The organism is Curtobacterium caseinilyticum, from assembly GCF_030363035.1.
GTDB lineage: Bacteria > Actinomycetota > Actinomycetes > Actinomycetales > Microbacteriaceae > Curtobacterium > Curtobacterium caseinilyticum.
Genome location: NZ_JAUCMN010000004.1, coordinates 259,904 through 279,095, shown reverse-complemented (window position 1 = coordinate 279,095; position 19,192 = coordinate 259,904). Strand labels below are relative to the sequence as shown.

The window sequence follows — 19,192 nt, the reverse complement described above, 5'->3', positions numbered from 1 at the left end:
CACGCACCCGCACGGCGGTTTTCCGGGCCTGGCCGCTCCTTAGGGTTGCTCCCATGCACCAGGACCCGACCTCCGCATCCCCCCTCGCCCTCGCCGTCCCGACCGCGGAACAGGCCGTCCGACGAGCACTCGCCGACCACGGACGCCTCACCGTCGACGCATCCGACATCGCGTCGATCGCCGACCTCTACGCGCTCGGACTGACCTCGCACGCGACCGTCAACGTGATGCTCGCCGTCGAGAACGAGCTCGACGTGGAGTTCCCCGACGCAGCACTGCACCGCTCGACCTTCGCGACGATCGAGTCGATCACCGCCGCCGCCGAGGCCGCCGCGTGACCGCCCCGGTCCTGACCGGGGACCCGCACGTCGCCGCGGCACCGACCGCGGGCGACGGCACGGCGAGCGCCGACCGCTTCGCCGCACGGGCCGGTCTGGTGGCCGAGGTCGCCGCGCTGCACGCCGACGAGGTCGACCGCGACGCCCGTCCCCCGCGCGAGGCCATCGCCGCGATGAAGGAGCACGGCCTCCTGGCCGCCGCGGTCCCCGTCGCGCTCGGCGGCGAGGGTGCCACGCTCGCCGAGCTCGCCGCGATCGCCACGACGCTCGGCCGGGCCTGCGCCGCGACGGGCATGGTCTTCGCCATGCACCACGGCCAGGCGATGGCCCTCTGGCGGCACGGTGGCGTCGGGCTCGGCGTCACCGCGATGACCGAGGCCGTGCTCCACGGTGCCCTCGTCGCGTCCTCGACGACCGAGCGGGGCATCGGCGGCGACGCCCGCCGGAGCACCTGCGCCATCGAGGTCTCCGCAGCGGGACGGATCCACCTGCGCAAGGACGCGCCCGTGATCTCCTACGCCACCGAGGCCGACGCGGTGTTCGTCACCGCGCGCCGCGACCCGGACGCCGCGCCCTCCGACCAGCGCCTGGTCGTCTGCCTGCCGGACGAGACCACGCTGACGCAGACGTCGACCTGGGACACCATGGGCCTCCGCGGTACCTGCAGCAACGGCTGGGTCCTCGAGGCGGACACCCATGAGGACCGCATCCTGCGCGACGACTACGCCACGATCTCGGCGCAGACCGTCCTGCCGGTCTCGCACGTGCTGTGGGCATCGGTCTGGACCGGCATCGCCGCCGGCGCCGCCGAGCGTGCCCGGCAGGCCGTCCGGAAGCAGGCGCGCGCCGCAGTGGGGACGACCCCGCCCGGCGCCCTCCGCCTGGCCGAGCTGCTGGTCGACCTGCAGTCCCTCGCCGACGCCGTCCGGCACGCCGCCGAGCGCTTCGACGCGGTCACCGACGACCCGACGGTGCTCGGGTCCGCCTCGTACGCCCTCGCCGCCAACGCGCTGAAGGTCAACGCGTCCGAGAAGGTCGTCGACCTCACCACGAAGGCGATGCGCATCGTCGGCATCGCCGGCTTCGCCGCCACCGGGCCGCTGAGCATCGCCCGACACCTCCGGGACGCCCACGGAGCCGCCGTGATGGTGAGCAACGACCGGCTCCTCCACAACGACGCAGCCCTGGCCATCATGAGCGGAGCGATCCTGTGACCACCACCGACACCACCGCGGCGACCGCCCTCGACGCCGCCCGCGCGGAGCTGCGCGGGCGACTGCTCGCCGACGGCGTGCTCATCGACCTCGGCTCCCCCGGGCTCTACGGCCGGACCGGCGTGTTCGAGCGCGTCTCCGCCGCCGTCGACGCCGCAGCCGTCCGCAGCCAGGCCGACCTGCACGCCGACGTCCTGCGCTTCCCGCCGGTCGAGCCCCTCGCCGCGTTCGAGCGCACCGACTACATCGCGTCCTTCCCGGACCTGGCCGCGTCGATCTCCGGCTTCACCGGGGACGACCGCACCCACCGCGCCCTGCTCGCGGCCCGGGAGCGCGGCGAGCGCTGGGAGACGTTCCTCGAGCCCGCCGACCTCATGCTCACCCCGGCGGTCTGCCACCCGGTCTACGGCCTGGTCGGCGACAGCATCCCCGAGGGCGGCCGGACGTTCGACATCGTCGGCGACTCGTTCCGTCGCGAGCCCTCGCTCGACCCGATGCGCCTGCAGGCCTTCCACATGCACGAGTTCGTGCACATCGGCACGCCGGACTCGGCGAAGGAACACCGCGACGGCCGCATCCCCGGCATGCGCGCGCTGCTCGAGTCGTTCGGGATCGCGGTCGACGTGGTCCCGGCGAACGACCCCTTCTTCGGCCGCGTCGGCCAGATGCTCGCCCGCAACCAGGTCGAGCAGTCGCTGAAGTACGAGTTCGTCACGCCCGTGTACGGCCCGGACCACGAACCGACCGCGATCTCCTCGGCGAACCTGCACGAGGACCACTTCGGCACGTCCTTCGGGCTCCGCACCGCCGACGGCGAGGTCGCGCACAGCGCCTGCATCGCGTTCGGACTGGAGCGGATCACGATCGCGCTGTTCGCCGCGCACGGCACCGACCCGGACCGCTGGACGCCGGACGTCCGCGCGGCCCTGGCGCTGTGAGCACGCACCACGGCTGGTCCGGCGCACCGGCGCTGCGCGTCGCGGTCCAGCTCCCCTCCTCGGCCCGTGCCGGCGTCGTGCTCTGCCCGCCGCTCGGTCAGGAGGGCGTGATCGCGTACCGCACGCTCCGCCTGCTGGCCGACCGCCTGGAGGCCCGTGGCCTGGCCTCGGTGCGCTACGACCCGTCGGGACGTGGTGACGCCGGGACCGACGACGCCCCCGACGCGCAGGTCCGGTCGGCGCGGCACGCCGCCACGGTCCTGCGGCGGTCCGGCGTCGACCGGGTCGCGTTCCTCGGGCTCGCCTCGGCGGCGCTCGTCGCCGCCGCCGCGGCGGACGACGCGGACGCGCTCGTCGTCTGGGACGCACCCGCGTCGGGCCGCGCGTGGCTCCGGAAGCAGCGTGCGTTGGCGTCGATCACCATCGGCGGTGACCGGGTGGTCGGCGGTGCCGAGTCCCTGGTGGGCATCGACGTCACCCCGTCCGAGGCCGACGAGCTCGCCGCCCTCGCCCTGCTGCCGCGGACCGCTCCGACGGTCGCGTTCGTCCGCCCGGGCGCGACGCCCCCGCGCCCGTTCGGTCCGGTCGACACGGTCGAGGCACCGGGGACCGCCGAGCTCCTCGACGGCACGAGCATGCACGCCCGCATCCCCGGTGCCACGGTGGACCGCGTGGTCGAGTGGGTCGACGGCTGGGCCCCGGCGGCCGCGGAGCCGACCGTGCCGCCGGCGCTCGCCGAGGTCCTCGACGTGGACGAGCGGGTGTCCGAGCGCATCGTGCGCATCGGCCCCGAGGCGCTCTTCGCCGTCGAGACCGTGTCGGCCGCCCAGGACGAGGACGCCCCCGTCGTCGTCCTGCACAACGGCGCGGCCGAGCACCGGGTGGGCGCCGCGGACTACCAGGTCGGCCTCGCCCGCGCGCTGGCCCGCGACGGCGCTCGTGTCGTGCGGGTCGACCGCCGCGGCACGGGCGAGAGCACCGCCGTGCGCGAGGACGAGCGGTCCTACCTGTTCGCGCAGGAGTGGATCGACGACCAGCGCGCCGTCGTCGCCGCGATGCGCGCGCCGTCGGAGCAGCTCGTCGTCGTCGGCATGTGCGCGGGCGCGTGGCTGGCGGGCCGATCGGCCGAGGAACACCCGCGGCTCGTGGTGGAGATCAGCCCGAACGACTACCGGCGGACCGCCGCCGCACCGGGGAGCTACGCGGACGGCCTGCGGGCGGTCGACTCGCCCTCGCCGCTGCGGCGCCGGGTGCGCGAGCGCTACAACGCCCTGGTGCCGGAACGCGTGCGGGAGTGGATCGCACGACGCGACCGGGCCGGGGGCGTCGTGGGCCACGTCCGACCGCTGGTCGAGCACGGCACGGACGTCGTGGTCGTCGCCGCACCGGACGACGTCGCCCTGTTCGAGCGGCTCGGTGGCCGCCGCGCGGTCCGGCGCTGGGGCGGACGGCTCTCGGTGGTCGAGGTCGCCGACGGCGACCACTCGCTGTTCTCGCCCGTGATGCGCGAGGCCGTCGTCGCCGAGGTCCGCGCCCGGGTGGCGGCGACCTTCCCGAGCCGTTCGGTCCGCGCCCGGTAGGCGCCGCTCAGCAGCGGTCTCCCTCAGGAGGACGGCTTCGCGGCGGACAGGCCCAGCAGCTCGGCGACGGGGCCGGGGTGCTCGACGTGCGCGAAGTGCCCGCAGTCCTCGAGCACCGCGGTGCGGACGTCCGGCAGGAGCCGTCGCAGGTCGTCGAGGTCGGTCACCCGGGCGAAGACGTCGTCGCGTCCGATGACCGCGGTGACCGGGCAGGTGACCGTCCGCCACCGGTCGACGTCGTACCCCGCCGCGGTCCGGGCGGCGGCGGTGAAGCGCCGCGGCCGGAACTCGTGGACGAAGGCGTCCAGGACGCTCGCGTCGAGCCGGCGGACGTGCGAGAACACGGGTGCGGCGAGGAGCGGCAGCAGTCCGGTGCGGGCCGTCACCCGCAGCAGGCCCGCGGCCGCGCCTCCGGTCACGGTCAGCCCGGCGCGCAGCAGCGTGAACGCCGGCAACGTCCGCAGTGCCCGCCACGGGTGCCGTGCGGCCCGCGCGGTCGCCGTGGTGGTGCCGGACACGAGCCCGAGGGAGCGGACGCGCTCCGGAGCGACGACGGCCAGGTGCAGGCCGACGAACGCACCCATCGAGTGCCCGACGACGTCGACCGCGGGCAGGCCGAGCGCGTCGAGCACCCCGACCAGCACGCGTGCGCCGTCATCGACGTCGAACGGCCGGACCGGTGCCGGTGACGATCCCCAGCCGGGGAGGTCGACGAGCACGAGTCCGCGGGCGCCGAGTCCGCCGGCCGCGCGCAGGAGCGGTGTCCACGTGGTCCACGACCCGGCCACGCCGTGCAGCAGCAGGACGGGGTCCGGACCGGGCCGGTGGTGCACGACGACCGGACCGACGGCCGTCGGCACGGTCGTCCTGGTGAGCGACCACCTGTCGGGCCGGTCCGTGACGGGCCAGGGCGCGTACGGGGCGGTGGTGGCCACACGATCGAGGCTGGCGGTGTCGACGACCTGCACGGAGCCTCCCGTCCGGTGGTGCGGACGCGGGCGCGCCCACCCGTCCTTCGGAGCGGAGCGTGCTGCGGAGTGGAGGGCGGCGAGTGCTCCCCGGTCAGCCGACCGGGACGGGAGCGGTGCAGGCGGCGAGGCGGTCGAGGGCAGCGCGGTACTCGGCGACGTCGCGCTGCAGGCCTGGCTCGGTGATGATCGACGCCTTGATGCGGCCCTGCACGTCGATGACGAAGGTCGCGCGCGTGGCAAAGCCCTTCTTGTCGAGGAACACGCCGTACTCCTTCGAGACCGCGCCGTGCGGCCAGAAGTCCGCGAGCAGCTCGAAGTCGTAGCCGTGCGTCTCGGCGAAGGAGCGCAGCGTCGCCTTCGAGTCGACCGAGATGCCGATCAGCTCCACCCGCTGGTCCTGGAACATCGCGATGTTGTCCTGCAACGTGCAGAGCTCGTTCGTGCACCCGGACGAGAACGCGAGCGGGAAGAAGACGAGGGCGACCGGGCGGACGCCCCGGAAGTCGCTGAGGCGGACGTGCTCACCGAACTGGTTCGGGAGTTCGAAGTCCGGCGCGAGGGAGCCGATCTCCAGGGCCATCGGTGCGCTGCTTCTTCCTCGGGCGTGGGGTGTGCCCGTGTCGCTGGTGCACCGCGGGTCGCGCCTGCACGATCGGCAATCGTACGCCGACGCCACCCGAACGCAAGTACCCGTCCACCTGCAGGCCACCATCAGCCGGGCGGTCGGTCGTGGGGCCTAAGGTGGTGTGGGCCCCATCCGGTCGTGACCCGACCACCGGTGGCCCCCATGTCCACCACCACGAGAACGAACGAGGTCAAGGGTGACGGTGAACGACCAGGACCCGCGCAGCACCGCAGGGACCGACCAGGACCCCGAGGAGACCGCAGAGTGGCGTGAGTCGCTCGACGGCCTCGTCGCGACGCACGGCCACCAGCGGGCCCGCGAGATCATGCAGAGCCTGCTGAAGCGCTCGAACGAGCTGCACCTCGGCGTGCCGATGGTCCCGACGACCGACTACGTCAACACGATCGCGCCCGAGGACGAGCCGGAGTTCCCCGGCGACGAGGAACTCGAGCGCCGGTACCGCCGGTGGATCCGGTGGAACGCCGCGATCACCGTGCACCGCGCGCAGCGCCCCGGCATCTCGGTCGGCGGCCACATCTCGACGTACGCGTCGAGCGCCGCGATGTACGAGGTCGGCTACAACCACTTCTTCCGCGCGCAGGACCACCCGTCCGGCGGCGACCAGGTGTTCTTCCAGGGCCACGCCTCCCCCGGCATGTACGCCCGTGCCTACATGGAAGGGCGCCTGACCGAGGACCAGCTCGACGGCTTCCGCCAGGAGAAGTCGCACGCCGGCGGCGGTCTGTCGTCGTACCCGCACCCGCGTCTCATGCCGCACTTCTGGCAGTTCCCGACCGTGTCGATGGGCATCGGCCCGATCAACGCGATCTACCAGGCGCAGCAGGCCAAGTACCTCTCGAACCGTGGGATCAAGGACGCGTCCGACCAGCAGGTCTGGGCGTTCCTCGGCGACGGCGAGATGGACGAGGTCGAGTCGCGCGGGCAGCTGCAGGTCGCGGCGAACGACGGGCTCGACAACCTGAACTTCGTCATCAACTGCAACCTCCAGCGCCTCGACGGACCCGTCCGCGGCAACGGCAAGATCATCCAGGAGCTCGAGGCGTTCTTCCGCGGCGCGGGCTGGAACGTCATCAAGGTCGTCTGGGGCCGCGAGTGGGACGACCTGCTCGCCCGCGACACCGAGGGCGCGCTCCTCAACCTGATGAACGCGACGCCGGACGGCGACTACCAGACGTACAAGGCCGAGAACGGCGCGTACGTCCGCGAGAACTTCTTCGGGCGCGACCCGAAGGCGCTCGAGCTCGTCGAGGGCTACTCGGACGACCAGATCTGGAACCTCAAGCGCGGTGGCCACGACTACCGCAAGGTCTACGCCGCGTTCAAGGCCGCGACCGAGCACAAGGGCCAGCCGACCGTCATCCTGGCGAAGACGGTCAAGGGCTACGGCCTCGGCCCGAGCTTCGAGGGCCGCAACGCGACCCACCAGATGAAGAAGCTCACGCTCGACAACCTCAAGCAGTTCCGCGACGAGATGCGCATCCCGATCTCCGACGCGCAGCTCGACGAGAACCCCTACACGCCGCCGTACTACCACCCGGGCAACGACGACGAGGCGATCCAGTACATGCACGAGCGTCGCCGCGCGCTCGGCGGGTACGTGCCGGAGCGTCGGACCAAGTACACGCAGTTCACGCTGCCGGACGACGCGAAGTACCAGGTCGTCAAGAAGGGCTCCGGCAAGCAGGAGGTCGCCACGACCATGGCGTTCGCCCGCCTGCTCAAGGACCTGCTGCGCTCCCCGGACTTCGGCGACCGCGTGGTCCCGATCATCCCGGACGAGGCCCGCACCTTCGGCATGGACGCGTACTTCCCGACGGCGAAGATCTACAACCCGAACGGCCAGCACTACACGTCGGTCGACCGCGAGCTGCTCCTGGCCTACAAGGAGAGCCCGCAGGGCCAGATCGTCCACGTCGGCATCAACGAGGCGGGCGCCCTGGCGGCGTTCACCGCGATCGGCACCTCGTACTCGACGCAGGGCGAGCCGCTCATCCCGGTCTACGTCTTCTACTCGCAGTTCGGGTTCCAGCGCACCGGTGACGCGATCTGGGCGGCGGGCGACCAGATGGCGCGCGGCTTCATGATCGGCGCCACCGCGGGTCGCACCACGCTGACCGGCGAGGGCCTGCAGCACGCCGACGGCCACTCCCCGCTCCTCGCCGCGACGAACCCGGCGGTCGTGTCCTACGACCCGGCCTACGGCTACGAGATCGGGCACATCGTCAAGTCCGGCCTCGAGCGCATGTACGGCACGAACGAGGACGGCTCGCCGGCGCACGCCGACCCGAACGTCATGTACTACCTGACGGTCTACAACGAGCCGCTCGTGCAGCCGGCCGAGCCCGAGGGCGTCGACGTCGAGGGCATCGTCAAGGGCATGTACCTGCTCAAGCCGAGCGAGCACGACGGCCCCAAGGCCCAGCTGCTCGCATCCGGTGTCGCGGTGCCGTGGATCCTCGAGGCGCAGCAGCTCCTCGCCGAGGACTGGGGCGTGTCCGCCGACGTCTGGAGCGTCACGAGCTGGGGCGAGCTCTACCGCGACGGGCTCGACGCCGAGCAGCAGGCGTTCCTGCACCCGAACGAGCAGCCGCGCACCCCGTTCGTGACCGAGCGCCTGCTCGGCACCGAGGGCCCGGTCGTGGCGGTGAGCGACTTCATGCACGCCGTGCAGGAGCAGATCCGCCCGTTCGTCCCGACGGACTACGCGACGCTCGGCGCCGACGGCTTCGGCTTCTCGGACACCCGTCCGGCGGCACGCCGCTTCTTCCACATCGACGGCCCCTCGGTCGTCGTGCGGACGCTGCAGCAGCTCGCCAAGCAGGGCAAGGTCGACCACGCCCTCGTCCAGCAGGCGATCGACAAGTACCGCCTGCACGACGTGAACGCCGGTACCACCGGCAGCGCCGGCGGAGAGGCCTGATCCGCCGGTGAGCACCCCCCGCACCGACCCTGCCGTGAGCCAGGAGAGGGACCGCGAACGCGCGCTCTCCTGGCTCCGGCAGGTGTCGGGCGAACTCTCGACCGCGACCATCAAGCGGCTCGAGGACACCCTGCCCTGGTACAGCGAGATGCCGCCCGGACGCCGCTCCGCCGTCGGTCTCGTGGCTCAGGCGGGCATCACCTCGTTCATCTCCTGGCTCGAGGGCAGCGCGTCCACCCCGTGGATCGCCGCCGCCGACGTCTTCGGCTCAGCACCGCGCGAGCTCCTGCGCTCGGTGAGCCTGCAGCAGACCCTGCAGCTGATCCGGGTCGTCGTGACCGTCGTCGAGGAGCGCGCGAAGGACGACGAGATGCTGCAGGAGGCGATCCTGAAGTACTCGCGGGACATCGCCTTCGCCGCCGCCGACGTCTACGCCCGCGCAGCCGAGGCCCGCGGGCTGTGGGACGCCCGGCTCGAGGCCCTGGTCGTCGACTCCATCCTGTCGGGTGAGTACGACGACGAGCTGCCCTCACGCATCGCCGCCCTCGGGTGGCACGGCCACGGCGAGGTCGCGGTGCTCGTCGGCAACGCACCGAAGCAGCTCGAGGTCGACCAGATCCGCCGCACCGCCCGCCACATGGACGCCGACGTGCTCATCGGCGTGCAGGGCTCGCGGCTCGTGGTCGTCATCGGACGGGCCACCCCGCGGGACGACGTCCCCGAGGGTGAAGAGCCCGTCTCGTTCACGGCGATCGCGCAGGCCCTCGAACCGTCGTTCGGCGAGGGGCACCTGGTGCTCGGCAACGAGGTCCCCGGCGTGGTCGACGCGTCCACCAGCGCGAAGGGCGCCCTGGCCGGGTTCGCCGTGGCCCGTGCGTGGCGCGGCGCTCCCCGGCCGGCCCTGGCCGACGACCTGCTCCCGGAGCGTGCCCTGGCTGGCGACCCACTCGCCCGGTCGGCGCTCGTGCAGCGGATCTACGTGCCGCTCAAGGACCAGTCGACCGAACTGCTGCAGACCCTGTGGTGCTACCTCGACACCGGGCGCTCGCTCGAGGCGACCGCGCGGGAGCTCTTCGTGCACCCGAACACCGTGCGGTACCGGTTGCGCCGCGTCGCTGACGTGATCGGGTGGGACGCCACGCACGCCCGCGACGCGCTGATCGTGCAGTCGGCGCTCATCCTCGGGGCGATGTCCGAGTCGAACGCCGGTCGTCGGCGCCTGCCGAACCGCCGCTGACCACAGCGCTGCGGTGGGGATCACACAACGTCACCGCCGGATCACTGTCGGATGTCCACACGGGTACGCGGGGGTGCGACGACGAGGATTGACCGGTGATCGTCGTCGTCGCGCCCGGACAGGGCTCCCAGACCCCCGGCTTCCTCGCCCCCTGGCTCGAGGCCTCCGCCGTCCGTGACCGCGTGGGAGCGTGGTCCGAGGCGATCGGCGTCGACCTCGCGCACCACGGCACCGAGTCCGACGCCGACACCATCAAGGACACCGCCCTCGCGCAGCCGCTCATCGTCGCCGCCGGCCTCGTGACCGCCGACGCCCTGCTCGCCGACGGCCGCCGTGCCCTGGTCGGCGGGGTCGCCGGGCACTCCGTCGGCGAGTTCACCGCCGCGGCCGTCGCCGGTGTCCTCGAGCCGACCGACGCCGTCTCCCTCGTCGCCGCACGCGGCCGGGCGATGGCGGACGCCGCCGCGCTCGAGCCGACCTCGATGGCGGCCGTCCTCGGTGGCGACGCCGATGCGGTCGCCGAAGCGCTCACGCAGCACGGTCTCGTGCCCGCGAACCACAACGGCGGCGGGCAGACCGTCGTCGCCGGGCCCGCCGAGGGCATCGCCGCGCTGGCCGCCGACCCGCCCGCGCGGGCCAGGGTGATCCCGCTCGCGGTGGCCGGTGCGTTCCACACCCGCTTCATGGCACCCGCGGTCGAACGCGTCGCCCCCGCCGCCGCCGCGGTCGCCACGCAGGACCCGACCCTGCCGATCTGGACCAACGCCGACGGCTCCCGCGTGGACGACGGGCGCCGCTTCGTCGACCTCATGGTGCAGCAGATCGCGAACCCCGTGCACTGGGACGCCGTGATGGAGTCGTTCACGGCCGCCGGCGTCACCGGTGTCATCGAGCTCGCGCCGGCCGGGGCCCTCGTCGGTCTCGCCAAGCGCGGCATGCGCGGGACGCCCACCGTCGCCATCAAGACCCCCGACGACCTGCCCGCCGCGATCGAGCTCCTGCAGCGCGACAGCGAGACCGCAGGCCAGGAAGCAGACGCAACCGCATGACCGACAGCACCACCCCGTCCACCGCAGCCGACGGGACGGCGGTGCCCAGCGCCTCCCGTCCGGTGCTGCAGCAGCGTCGCGGCCACGAGTTCACCCGCATCCTGGCGTTCGGTGCCGCGCGCGGCGAGAACGTCGTGCCGAACGACGACCTGGTCGGGCCCATCGACTCGTCCGACGAGTGGATCCGCCAGCGCACCGGCATCATCACCCGCAAGCGGGCCGGCGCCGACGTCGAGGCGGTCGACCTCGCCGAGGCCGCGGCGCGCGAGGCCATCCAGAAGGCCGGCATCGAGCCGTCGCAGATCGGCGTCGTCCTCGTCAGCACGGTCACGCACACCGTCGCCACCCCGTCGATGGCGTCCCTGCTCGCCGAGCGCATCGGCGCGACGCCCGCGGCCGCCTACGACGTGAGCGCCGCGTGCGCCGGCTACGCCTACGGCATCGCCCAGGCGGACTCCTTCATCAAGTCCGGCCTCGCCGACCACGTGCTCGTCGTCGGCGCCGAGAAGCTGAGCGACGTCGTCGACCCGACCGACCGGTCGATCTCGTTCCTGCTCGGCGACGGTGCGGGCGCGGCGGTCGTCGGCCCGAGCGACCAGCCGGGCATCGGCCCGTCGATCTGGGGCTCGGACGGCTCGAAGTGGGACGCGATCGGCATGACCGCGACCTACAACGAGTGGGCCGCGGGCGCACCCCGACCGACCATGCGGCAGGCCGGGCAGACGGTCTTCCGCTGGGCGGTCTGGGAGATGGTCAAGGTCGCGCGCCAGGCCATCGAGGCCGCCGGGGTGCGTCCGGAGGACCTCGCGGCCTTCGTGCCGCACCAGGCGAACATCCGGATCATCGACGAGTTCGCCAAGCAGCTCGGTCTGCCCGACACGGTGACGATCGCCCGCGACATCACCACGACCGGCAACACCTCCGCCGCGAGCATCCCGCTCGCCACGCACCGCCTGCTCGAGGAGCACCCGGACCTGTCGGGCGGCCTCGCCCTGCAGATCGGCTTCGGCGCCGGACTCGTGTTCGGCGCGCAGGTCGTCGTCCTCCCCTGAACCCCACACCGGCTCGGCTCCGGGCACCCGTACCACTCGTGCCCTAGGCTGGTCCACGGTCAAACGACACCCCCCTCAAGGAGAACCACCATGGCCCTGTCCCACGAAGAAGTCCTCGCCGGCCTGGCCGAGCTGATCAACGACGAGACCGGCATCGCGACCGACACCGTCGCAGCCGACAAGTCGTTCACCGACGACCTCGACATCGACTCCATCTCGATGATGACCATCGTCGTGAACGCCGAGGAGAAGTTCGACGTGAAGATCCCGGACGAAGAGGTCAAGAACCTCAAGACCGTGGGCGACGCCGTCGACTACATCACCAAGGCCCAGGCCTGACGCGAGCTTCCTGAGCGCCGCGGCCGCGGACACACCGCGGTCCGCGGCGCTCGTCTCGTCCACCAGCGGGAGCGCGCCCACCGGCGCCGACCGAACGGACGGGCGTCCACCGGCGTCCGACCAGTCCACACGAAAGAACACGTCGTTCCATGACCAAGAAGACCGTCGTCGTCACCGGGATCGGTGCGATCACACCCCTCGCCGCGACCGCCCCGGAGACGTGGGAAGCGTTGCTCGCCGGGAAGTCAGGCATCTCCCGCATCGAGGACGAGCGCTACGCCGACCTCGAGATCCCCGTCGAGTTCGCCGGCCAGGCGCGACGCTTCCTCACCGACCAGCTGACGCGTCCCGAGGCGAAGCGCCTCGACCCGTCGTCGCAGCTCTCCCTCGTCGCCGCACGTGAAGCATGGGCGGACGCCGGCATCGACGCCGAGTCCGTCGTGCCCGAGCGGCTCATCGTCGACTGGGCCACCGGCATCGGCGGCGTCAACACCCTGCTCGACGCGTGGGACACCCTGCGCGAGAAGGGCCCCCGTCGCGTCCTGCCGATGACCGTGCCGATGCTCATGGCGAACGGCCCGGCCGCCGCCATCGAGATGGAGTTCGGTGCCCGTGGCGGTGCCCGCACCTACCTCTCCGCCTGCGCCTCGTCCACCGAGTCGCTCGCCGAGGCCTACCGCCACGTGGCGGACGGCGACGCCGACATCGTCATCGCCGGTGGCGCCGAAGCCGCGCTGCACCCGCTGCCGCTGGCTGCGTTCGCGTCCATGCAGGCGCTGTCGCGTCGCAACGACTCCCCCGAGACCGCCTCGCGTCCCTACGACGTCACGCGCGACGGCTTCGTGCTCGGTGACGGCGCCGCGGCGCTCATCCTCGAGTCGAAGGAGCACGCCGAGGCCCGCGGCGCGAAGATCTACGCCGAGGTCGCCGGCTCCGGCATCACGTCGGACGCCTTCCACATCACCGCGCCGGACCCCGAGGGCAGCGCCGCAGCCCGCGCCGTCATCACCGCGCTCGAGCACGCCGGCGCCGCCCGCGAGGACGTCGTCCACGTCAACGCGCACGCCACCTCCACCCCCGTCGGTGACGTCGCCGAGTACCACGCCATGCGCCGCGTCTTCGGCGACCACCTCGACGCGATCGTCGTCTCCGCCACGAAGGCGTCGACCGGGCACCTCCTCGGTGGCGCCGGCGCGATCGAGGCCGTGTTCACCGTGATGGCCCTGCACGAGCGCCTCGCACCGCCGACGATCAACCTGACGCAGCAGGACCCGGAGATCGTGATGGACGTCGCGACCGCCCCGCGCGAACTGCCCGCCGGCGACCTGGTCGCCGTCAGCAACTCGTTCGGCTTCGGCGGGCACAACGCCGTGGTGGCGTTCCGCACCGCCTGATCCGTCCGTCGTCGCCGACCCCGTGTCGGCCTGGAGGCCCGTCCTGCGTCCGCAGGGCGGGCCTCGGTCGTCCCGTGGCCGGCCCGGTGCCCGCCGGGTCCGGCACTGCCCCCCCCCGCGCGTGTCCGCCCAACCGAGGCTCGTCTCCGCGGACACTGTCGCGGTGTACGGACCGCGAACGTGTCCGATCAACCGAGCCTCGGGCGCGTGGAGCGCGCGCGACGCACGGACGCCGCCGGCTCCGGAGGGAGCGGGCGGCGTCCGAGGTGGTGCGGAGGAACGGGAGCGGGGTCACCCGACGCGGTGCAGCCAGACGACGGGGTTGCCCTCGGCTGCGTGGCGGAACGGCTCGAGCTCGTCGTCCCAGGCCTGGCCGAGGGCGAGTCGGAGCTCACGGTGCAGCTCGAGGGCGTTGCTGCCCGCGACCTCCATCGCGTAGCGCACGCGGTCCTCGGGCACGACCATGTTCCCCGACACGTCGGTCTGCGCGAAGAAGACGCCGAGGTCCGGCGTGTGCATCCAGCGACCACCGTCGGAGTCCGCCGTGGGCTCCTCGGTCACCTCGAAGCGAAGGTGCTCCCACCCGCGCAGGGCAGAGGCGATCCCCGCGCCGGTGCCGACCTGCCCCGTCCAGGTGAACTCCGTCCGACGGGCACCGTCGAGCGCGGGCTGGTCGAGCCACGAGAAGTTCACGGCGCGGCTCATCGCGCGACCTGCCGCCCATTCGACGTGCGGGCAGAGCGCGCGTGGTGAGGAGTGCACGTAGAGCACCCCTGTCGTCGTTCCGTTCACGATTCCTCCGCTTCGTCAGGTGCGACTTCCCCATCGACCTGTGCTGCGGAGTCCCGGCGTCGGAACTTCGGTATCTGATTGTGATGTCCTCGCGGACACGCCCATTATGCAGCGTCCGCGCTGGGAACACCACACCCGTGCCGAGCGACCTAGTGCAGGACCGCGCCACGCACGTCGACCGGGTGCCGCTCCCCCGCGGTGATCGCCACGGACAGCCGGTTCTCCTCCGGCGGGACGGGGCACGCGTACTGGTACGAGAACGCGCACGGCGGCAGCACGAGCAGCTCCCAGTCGAGGGTGACCGCCGCGGAGCCGCCCGAGGCGTCGAGGCCGGTCTGTTCGTCCAGGTACAGGAAGCGCCCCATCGAGTACGAGCTGCCGGGGTCGTCCTCGGGCAGGGCACTCGTGGCGTCCTGCACGATGAGCTGCAGTCGCGGTCGGCCGTGGAACGGCGCGGACCGCACCGCGGTCATGCGCACGGCCGCCCCGTCGACGGTGGTCGCGATCGTGCCCGCCACGGGGAGCGGGTCGCCGGCGGCGTCGGTGAGGTGCCCGGGTGCCTCCAGGCCGGACCAGGGTTCGTACCTGCCGACGGTGACCAGACCGCCGGGGCGTGGCGCGAAGCGGTCGATGCGCGCGAACCGTGCGATCGCGTCGGATGCCGGGTCCCAGACGCGGAGGGTGGTGCCGTGCACGGTGCCGGCCAGGCCGTCGCGGAACGCGACCGTGGACGGCACCACCGAGGCGTCGCCGGCGACGAGGACCGTGCCGTCCACCGGGTCACCGTCCACGACGACGCCGTCCGAGCTCGTGGCGGTCACCGTGAGTCCCCCGACCGCGGGTGCCCACTCCCCGGCCACCGGCCACACCGGCTGCGGGCGGTCGACGACCTGCGCGTTCACGAGGGCGAGGGGGCCGCGTGCGCTGCGGGCCCAGGCCTCGCGTCCGGCGACGTGCGCTGCGAGGTCGTCGGTCACGCCTGCTCCTGTCGGGGGTAGATGACCTTCTGGACGATGATGATCACCGAGGCGGCCGCCGGGACGGCGACCAGGGCGCCGAGCACGCCGCCGATCGTGCCGCCGGCGACCGCAGCGATCACCACGAGGGCGCCGGGGACCTGCACCGCCCGCGACATGATGCGCGGGGAGATGATGTACGCCTCGACCTGCATGTAGACCAGGTAGTAGATCGCGGCGGCGAGGGCCGTGGCCGGCGACGCGAACAGGCAGAGCAACGAGATGACGACGGCTGCCGCGAGGGTGCCGACGAGCGGGATGAGCGACCCGAGGAAGGCGAAGGTCGCGAGCAGCACCGGCAGCGGGGCGCCGATGACGAGCAGGAAGACCAGGCTGAGGATGCCGTTGATGAGCGCCTGGCTGATCTGCCCGACGACGTAGCGGCCGACGGCCTGGGTGATCTGCTCACTGACGTCGACGAAGTTCTCGCGGCGCGAGGCCGGGACGAAGCGGTAGGCCATCGACTTCAGGCCCCGCATCGACGCGAGGAAGTAGAGCATCAGGATGATGACGATGACCGCGCCGGTCAGCCCGGACAGGATCCCGTTGCCCACGGCGAGGATGCCGCCGCCGAGGCTCAGCAGGTTGCCCGGGTCCTCGACGAAGGACTGCAGCGACTCGAGCGAGTGGTTGATGTCGAACGACCCGGCGAACTGCCGCGACAGGTCCTGCACCCACTGCTGGTGCGAGATGTCCTGCACGATCTCGGGGAAGTTCTGGATCAGGTTCGTCGCCTGCTGGATCAGGATCGGGACGACGGCGAACACCACCCCGGCGAACGCGGCGAGGATCGCCACGACGACGATCGTGATCGCGGACCAGCGTGGGATGAAGCGTTCGAGGAAGGAGACGAGCGGGTCGATGCCGAGCGCGAGGAAGAGTGCGACGCCGATGTACACCAGGACCGTGCTGAGCTGGTGCACGATCGATCCGGCGAGCAGCGCGATGAGCACGCCGAGGGCACCCATGAACCCGATCCGGAACGCGTTGACGCGCACACCGGTCCCGGACCGGGTCGTCTCGAACGTCACGTTGGGGGTCGGGCTGTGGTCGTCCGGGACGTCGCGTTTCCTGGGCAGGTGCACGGGCGGGCCAGCCTTTCTGGACTGCTCGAACCCGCTGGGTTCGGGGACCGACGGGCGGGCCGGCGGTGTGGACTGCTTGAACCCGCTGGGTTCGGGGACTGTAGGGCGGGCCGGCGGTCTGGACTGCTTGAACCCGCTGGTTTCGTGGACTGTAGGGCGGGCCGGCGGTGTGGACTGCTTGAACCCGCTGGTTTCGGGGACTGTAGGGCGGGCGGGACTTGAACCCGCGATCATTCGGTTATGAGCCGAGTGCCTTGACCAGCTTGGCTACCGCCCCTCGTCGGGGACCCTCAGGCCACCGACTCCCCACGATACAGCGACTCGAAGGTGGCGAGCGTGCGGTTGATGTCGTGCGCCTCGATCATGGCCAGGCTGCGGTCGCGCATCGCCTGGTAGTCCTCGTCCGACGCCGAGAGCACCTGCGTGAGCTTCGCCGCGAGGTCCTGCACGTCGCCGGGCGTGAAGAGGTACCCGTTGCCGTCGATGAGGTGCGGGAGCGCCATCGAGTCCGCCGCGACCACGGGCAGCCCGGACGCCATCGCCTCGAGCGACGAGATGCTCTGCAGCTCCGCGGTCGACGGCATCGCGAACACGGTGCCGTTCGTCAGGGCGTCGCGCTTCGCCTCGTCGGAGACGAAGCCGGCGAACCGCACCCGGCCGTCGAGGCCGAGTTCGTGCACGAGCGCGGTGAGCTTCGGGATCATCTCGCCGCCGCCCACGATGGTCAGGTGCGCGTCGAGACCCGCCGGCAGCAGCGGCAGTGCACGGACGAGGAGGTCGAGGTTCTTCTCCGGCGCGACGCGTCCGACGAAGACGATGTCGTTGTTCGCGGGGCGGCCGGTGCGTGCCACGTACCGGGAGGCGTCGATGCCGCACGAGATCGCGAGGACCTGCTGTCCGGCGATGGCCTCGCGGAGGTAGTCGGCGGCGAGGACCGTCGGGGTCGTGATCGCGTCGGCCAGCCGGTACGTCTTCGCGGCGTCGTTCCACGCGATCTTCAACGCGATCGGCAGGGTGCGCCGTCCGAACGGCACGTACTCGAGCAGGTTCTCGGGCATGAAGTGGTTCGTGCCGATGATCCGGATGCCGCGCTCGTGGGCCTCGTGCACGATGCCCCGGCCGATCACGATGTGCGACTGGATGTGGAGCACGTCGGGCTGCACCGCGTCGAGGATCGGGCCCGTCCACTTCCGGACGCTCCACGGCCACACGAACCGGAGCCAGGCGTGCCACGGCCACTTGTACGACTTCAGCCGGTGCACGGTGAGCGTGACACCGCGGTGCTCCTCGTCGAAGGTGCCGTGGTGGGCGCTCGACGCGGGGGCGACGACGTGGACCTCGTGTCCGCGCTCGGCGAGGCCGACCGCGAGCTGCTCGGCGAACGTGGCGGCGCCGTTGACGTCGGGCGGGAAGGTGTCCGCGGCGATCATCACGCGCAACGGCCGGGACCCGCCCGTCGCACCCGTCGCGTCGGCGGTGGCGGTGCTGGCGTCCTCTGACACGGCTGGCGTCGTCCTCTCGTGGGCGGTTGCTGGTCGGTCCTCGACGGTACCGCACGGTCCCGCGAGGACGCGTCCGCCCCGCGGAGGACCAACGGAGGACCCGTGGAGGACCCGCGGAACACCCGCCGAGGACCCGCGGAGGCCCGGCATCGCGGCCTCCGGACGGCCGACGGCGGGTCAGCTCCTGGTCTGCGGGTGGTGCTTCGCGAGCAGGAAGACCCCCGTGATCGCGATCACCGCCGCCACGAGGAACCCGACGACGGCGATCCACGGCGCCCCCGCAGCCTCACCGAGCACGATGACACCGATGCCGACGGCGACGATCGGGTCGATGACGGTGAGGCCCGCGATCACGAGGTCGGCTGACCCGCTCGAGTACGCGTTCTGCACGAAGTACCCGCCGAGCGCCGCCGCCACGAGCACGCCGACGACGGCGATCGCGGTCAGCCAGTCGAACGTGCCGTGCAGGAGGCGGTTGAGCACGACCTTGGCCAGGGTCGCGACGAAGCCGTAGAGCACACCCGCTCCGACGATGTAGTACATGGCGCTCGCCCGCTTCGCCGCGAAGCGGAACGACAGGAGCACGGCCACCAGCACGACTGCCAGGACCACGAGGATGGTGACGAGCTGCTCGTGGGTGATCGCGCTCTCGCGACCGACCACGGCGGCGATGCCGACGAAGATCCCGACGCCGACGATGCACGTCCACACCGCCCGGCGCGCCTGCTGTCCGAGCGGGACGCCGGTCGACCGTGACGAGAACCACGTCGTGATGACGAGCGCGACCGCACCGAGCGGCTGCACGACGATGAGCGGGGCGTTCGTGATGCTGATGAGCTGGAGCACGACGGCGAGGCCGAGCATGAGCGTGCCGAGCACCCACCAGCCGCTGCCGAGCAGTGCGACCACGTGGCGGACGGACAAGCCCTTCGACTGCCGCCCCAGCCGCGCCTCGACCCGCTGCACCCCGCGGCTCTGGAACTGCGCGCCGAGCGACAGGAAGACGGCGCCGACGAGCGCGACGGGGATCATCAGGGCCTGGAACGGCGTCAGGTTGACCGCGTCCGGGATGGGCAGGTCCGTCGTCACGCGATGAGGCTACCGGTCCCCGCCGGATAA

Annotated in this window: 17 protein-coding genes and 1 tRNA gene; 10 read left to right on the top strand and 8 right to left on the bottom strand. The window is 72.2% G+C overall.

What is annotated here, in order from left to right; genetic code table 11:
- The first annotated feature begins 53 nt into the window (after window positions 1-53).
- From QUG93_RS07965 to QUG93_RS07950, 4 genes are read left to right on the top strand one after another with little or no spacing between them, the layout of a single operon-like run.
- Entirely contained in the window at window positions 54-338 is a 285-nt protein-coding gene (locus QUG93_RS07965; protein WP_289473387.1) for an acyl carrier protein, read from the top strand.
- Window positions 335-1,552 (top strand): acyl-CoA dehydrogenase family protein, encoded by a 1,218-nt coding sequence (locus QUG93_RS07960; RefSeq protein ID WP_289473386.1) that lies wholly within the window; start codon window positions 335-337, stop codon window positions 1,550-1,552. The genes QUG93_RS07965 and QUG93_RS07960 overlap by 4 nt, the downstream gene beginning before the upstream one ends.
- A complete protein-coding gene (locus tag QUG93_RS07955) occupies window positions 1,549-2,490 on the top strand; it encodes an amino acid--[acyl-carrier-protein] ligase (protein ID WP_289473385.1) in 942 nt (313 codons plus the stop codon). Before QUG93_RS07960 ends, QUG93_RS07955 begins: the two co-directional genes overlap by 4 nt.
- On the top strand, window positions 2,487-4,070 hold the full coding sequence (locus QUG93_RS07950) for an alpha/beta hydrolase (RefSeq protein WP_289473384.1): 1,584 nt from the start codon (window positions 2,487-2,489) through the stop codon (window positions 4,068-4,070). The genes QUG93_RS07955 and QUG93_RS07950 overlap by 4 nt, the downstream gene beginning before the upstream one ends.
- Before the next feature lie 23 nt (window positions 4,071-4,093).
- Here the strand turns inward: QUG93_RS07950 and QUG93_RS07945 are convergent, their stop codons facing one another.
- Complete coding sequence (locus QUG93_RS07945; RefSeq protein WP_289473383.1) at window positions 4,094-5,005, bottom strand: alpha/beta fold hydrolase; 912 nt, start codon at window positions 5,003-5,005, stop codon at window positions 4,094-4,096.
- Window positions 5,006-5,132: 127 nt separating this feature from the next.
- Window positions 5,133-5,621, bottom strand: a complete 489-nt coding sequence (locus QUG93_RS07940) for a peroxiredoxin (RefSeq protein ID WP_289473382.1) — start codon at window positions 5,619-5,621, stop codon at window positions 5,133-5,135.
- Window positions 5,622-5,862: 241 nt separating this feature from the next.
- On the opposite strand from QUG93_RS07940, the gene aceE reads away from it, so the two are divergent.
- The 6 genes from aceE (at window position 5,863) to QUG93_RS07910 (ending at window position 13,678) form a co-directional block, all read left to right on the top strand.
- Complete coding sequence (gene aceE, locus QUG93_RS07935) at window positions 5,863-8,607, top strand: pyruvate dehydrogenase (acetyl-transferring), homodimeric type (RefSeq protein WP_289473381.1); 2,745 nt, start codon at window positions 5,863-5,865, stop codon at window positions 8,605-8,607.
- Between the two features lie 34 nt (window positions 8,608-8,641).
- The gene (locus tag QUG93_RS07930; RefSeq protein WP_289473380.1) at window positions 8,642-9,844 is read left to right on the top strand and encodes a PucR family transcriptional regulator; all 1,203 of its coding nucleotides are present in this window, start codon (window positions 8,642-8,644) and stop codon (window positions 9,842-9,844) included.
- A gap of 95 nt (window positions 9,845-9,939) precedes the next feature.
- Entirely contained in the window at window positions 9,940-10,893 is a 954-nt protein-coding gene (locus tag QUG93_RS07925) for an ACP S-malonyltransferase (RefSeq protein ID WP_289473379.1), read from the top strand.
- A complete protein-coding gene (locus QUG93_RS07920) occupies window positions 10,890-11,945 on the top strand; it encodes a beta-ketoacyl-ACP synthase III (protein ID WP_289473378.1) in 1,056 nt (351 codons plus the stop codon). Before QUG93_RS07925 ends, QUG93_RS07920 begins: the two co-directional genes overlap by 4 nt.
- A gap of 90 nt (window positions 11,946-12,035) precedes the next feature.
- Window positions 12,036-12,284: an acyl carrier protein gene (locus tag QUG93_RS07915; RefSeq protein WP_289473377.1), complete on the top strand. Its 249-nt coding sequence runs from the start codon at window positions 12,036-12,038 to the stop codon at window positions 12,282-12,284.
- 149 nt (window positions 12,285-12,433) lie between these two features.
- Complete coding sequence (locus QUG93_RS07910; protein WP_289473376.1) at window positions 12,434-13,678, top strand: beta-ketoacyl-[acyl-carrier-protein] synthase family protein; 1,245 nt, start codon at window positions 12,434-12,436, stop codon at window positions 13,676-13,678.
- A gap of 291 nt (window positions 13,679-13,969) precedes the next feature.
- Here the strand turns inward: QUG93_RS07910 and QUG93_RS07905 are convergent, their stop codons facing one another.
- From QUG93_RS07905 to QUG93_RS07880, 6 genes are all read right to left on the bottom strand, one after another.
- Window positions 13,970-14,449 carry a DUF3145 domain-containing protein gene (locus tag QUG93_RS07905; RefSeq protein ID WP_289473463.1) on the bottom strand — a complete coding sequence of 160 codons (480 nt, stop codon included), beginning with the start codon at window positions 14,447-14,449 and terminating at the stop codon, window positions 13,970-13,972.
- Window positions 14,450-14,619: 170 nt separating this feature from the next.
- Window positions 14,620-15,447, bottom strand: a complete 828-nt coding sequence (locus QUG93_RS07900; protein WP_289473375.1) for a DUF1684 domain-containing protein — start codon at window positions 15,445-15,447, stop codon at window positions 14,620-14,622.
- Entirely contained in the window at window positions 15,444-16,571 is a 1,128-nt protein-coding gene (locus QUG93_RS07895; protein ID WP_353067762.1) for an AI-2E family transporter, read from the bottom strand. The genes QUG93_RS07900 and QUG93_RS07895 overlap by 4 nt, the downstream gene beginning before the upstream one ends.
- A 203-nt stretch (window positions 16,572-16,774) precedes the next feature.
- Window positions 16,775-16,848: transfer RNA gene (locus QUG93_RS07890), tRNA-Ile, on the bottom strand.
- Window positions 16,849-16,861: 13 nt separating this feature from the next.
- A complete protein-coding gene (locus QUG93_RS07885; protein WP_289473374.1) occupies window positions 16,862-18,073 on the bottom strand; it encodes a glycosyltransferase in 1,212 nt (403 codons plus the stop codon).
- Between the two features lie 177 nt (window positions 18,074-18,250).
- Window positions 18,251-19,162: a DMT family transporter gene (locus QUG93_RS07880; protein ID WP_289473373.1), complete on the bottom strand. Its 912-nt coding sequence runs from the start codon at window positions 19,160-19,162 to the stop codon at window positions 18,251-18,253.
- Between the last annotated feature and the right edge of the window lie 30 nt (window positions 19,163-19,192).

Bases quoted from the DNA above. Each gene is read 5' to 3' on its own strand.
- QUG93_RS07965 (WP_289473387.1), top strand. From the start codon at position 54: ATGCACCAGGACCCGACCTCCGCATCCCCCCTCGCCCTCGCCGTCCCG.
- QUG93_RS07940 (WP_289473382.1), bottom strand. From the start codon at position 5,621: ATGGCCCTGGAGATCGGCTCCCTCGCGCCGGACTTCGAACTCCCGAAC.
- QUG93_RS07920 (WP_289473378.1), top strand. From the start codon at position 10,890: ATGACCGACAGCACCACCCCGTCCACCGCAGCCGACGGGACGGCGGTG.
- QUG93_RS07915 (WP_289473377.1), top strand. From the start codon at position 12,036: ATGGCCCTGTCCCACGAAGAAGTCCTCGCCGGCCTGGCCGAGCTGATC.
- QUG93_RS07910 (WP_289473376.1), top strand. From the start codon at position 12,434: ATGACCAAGAAGACCGTCGTCGTCACCGGGATCGGTGCGATCACACCC.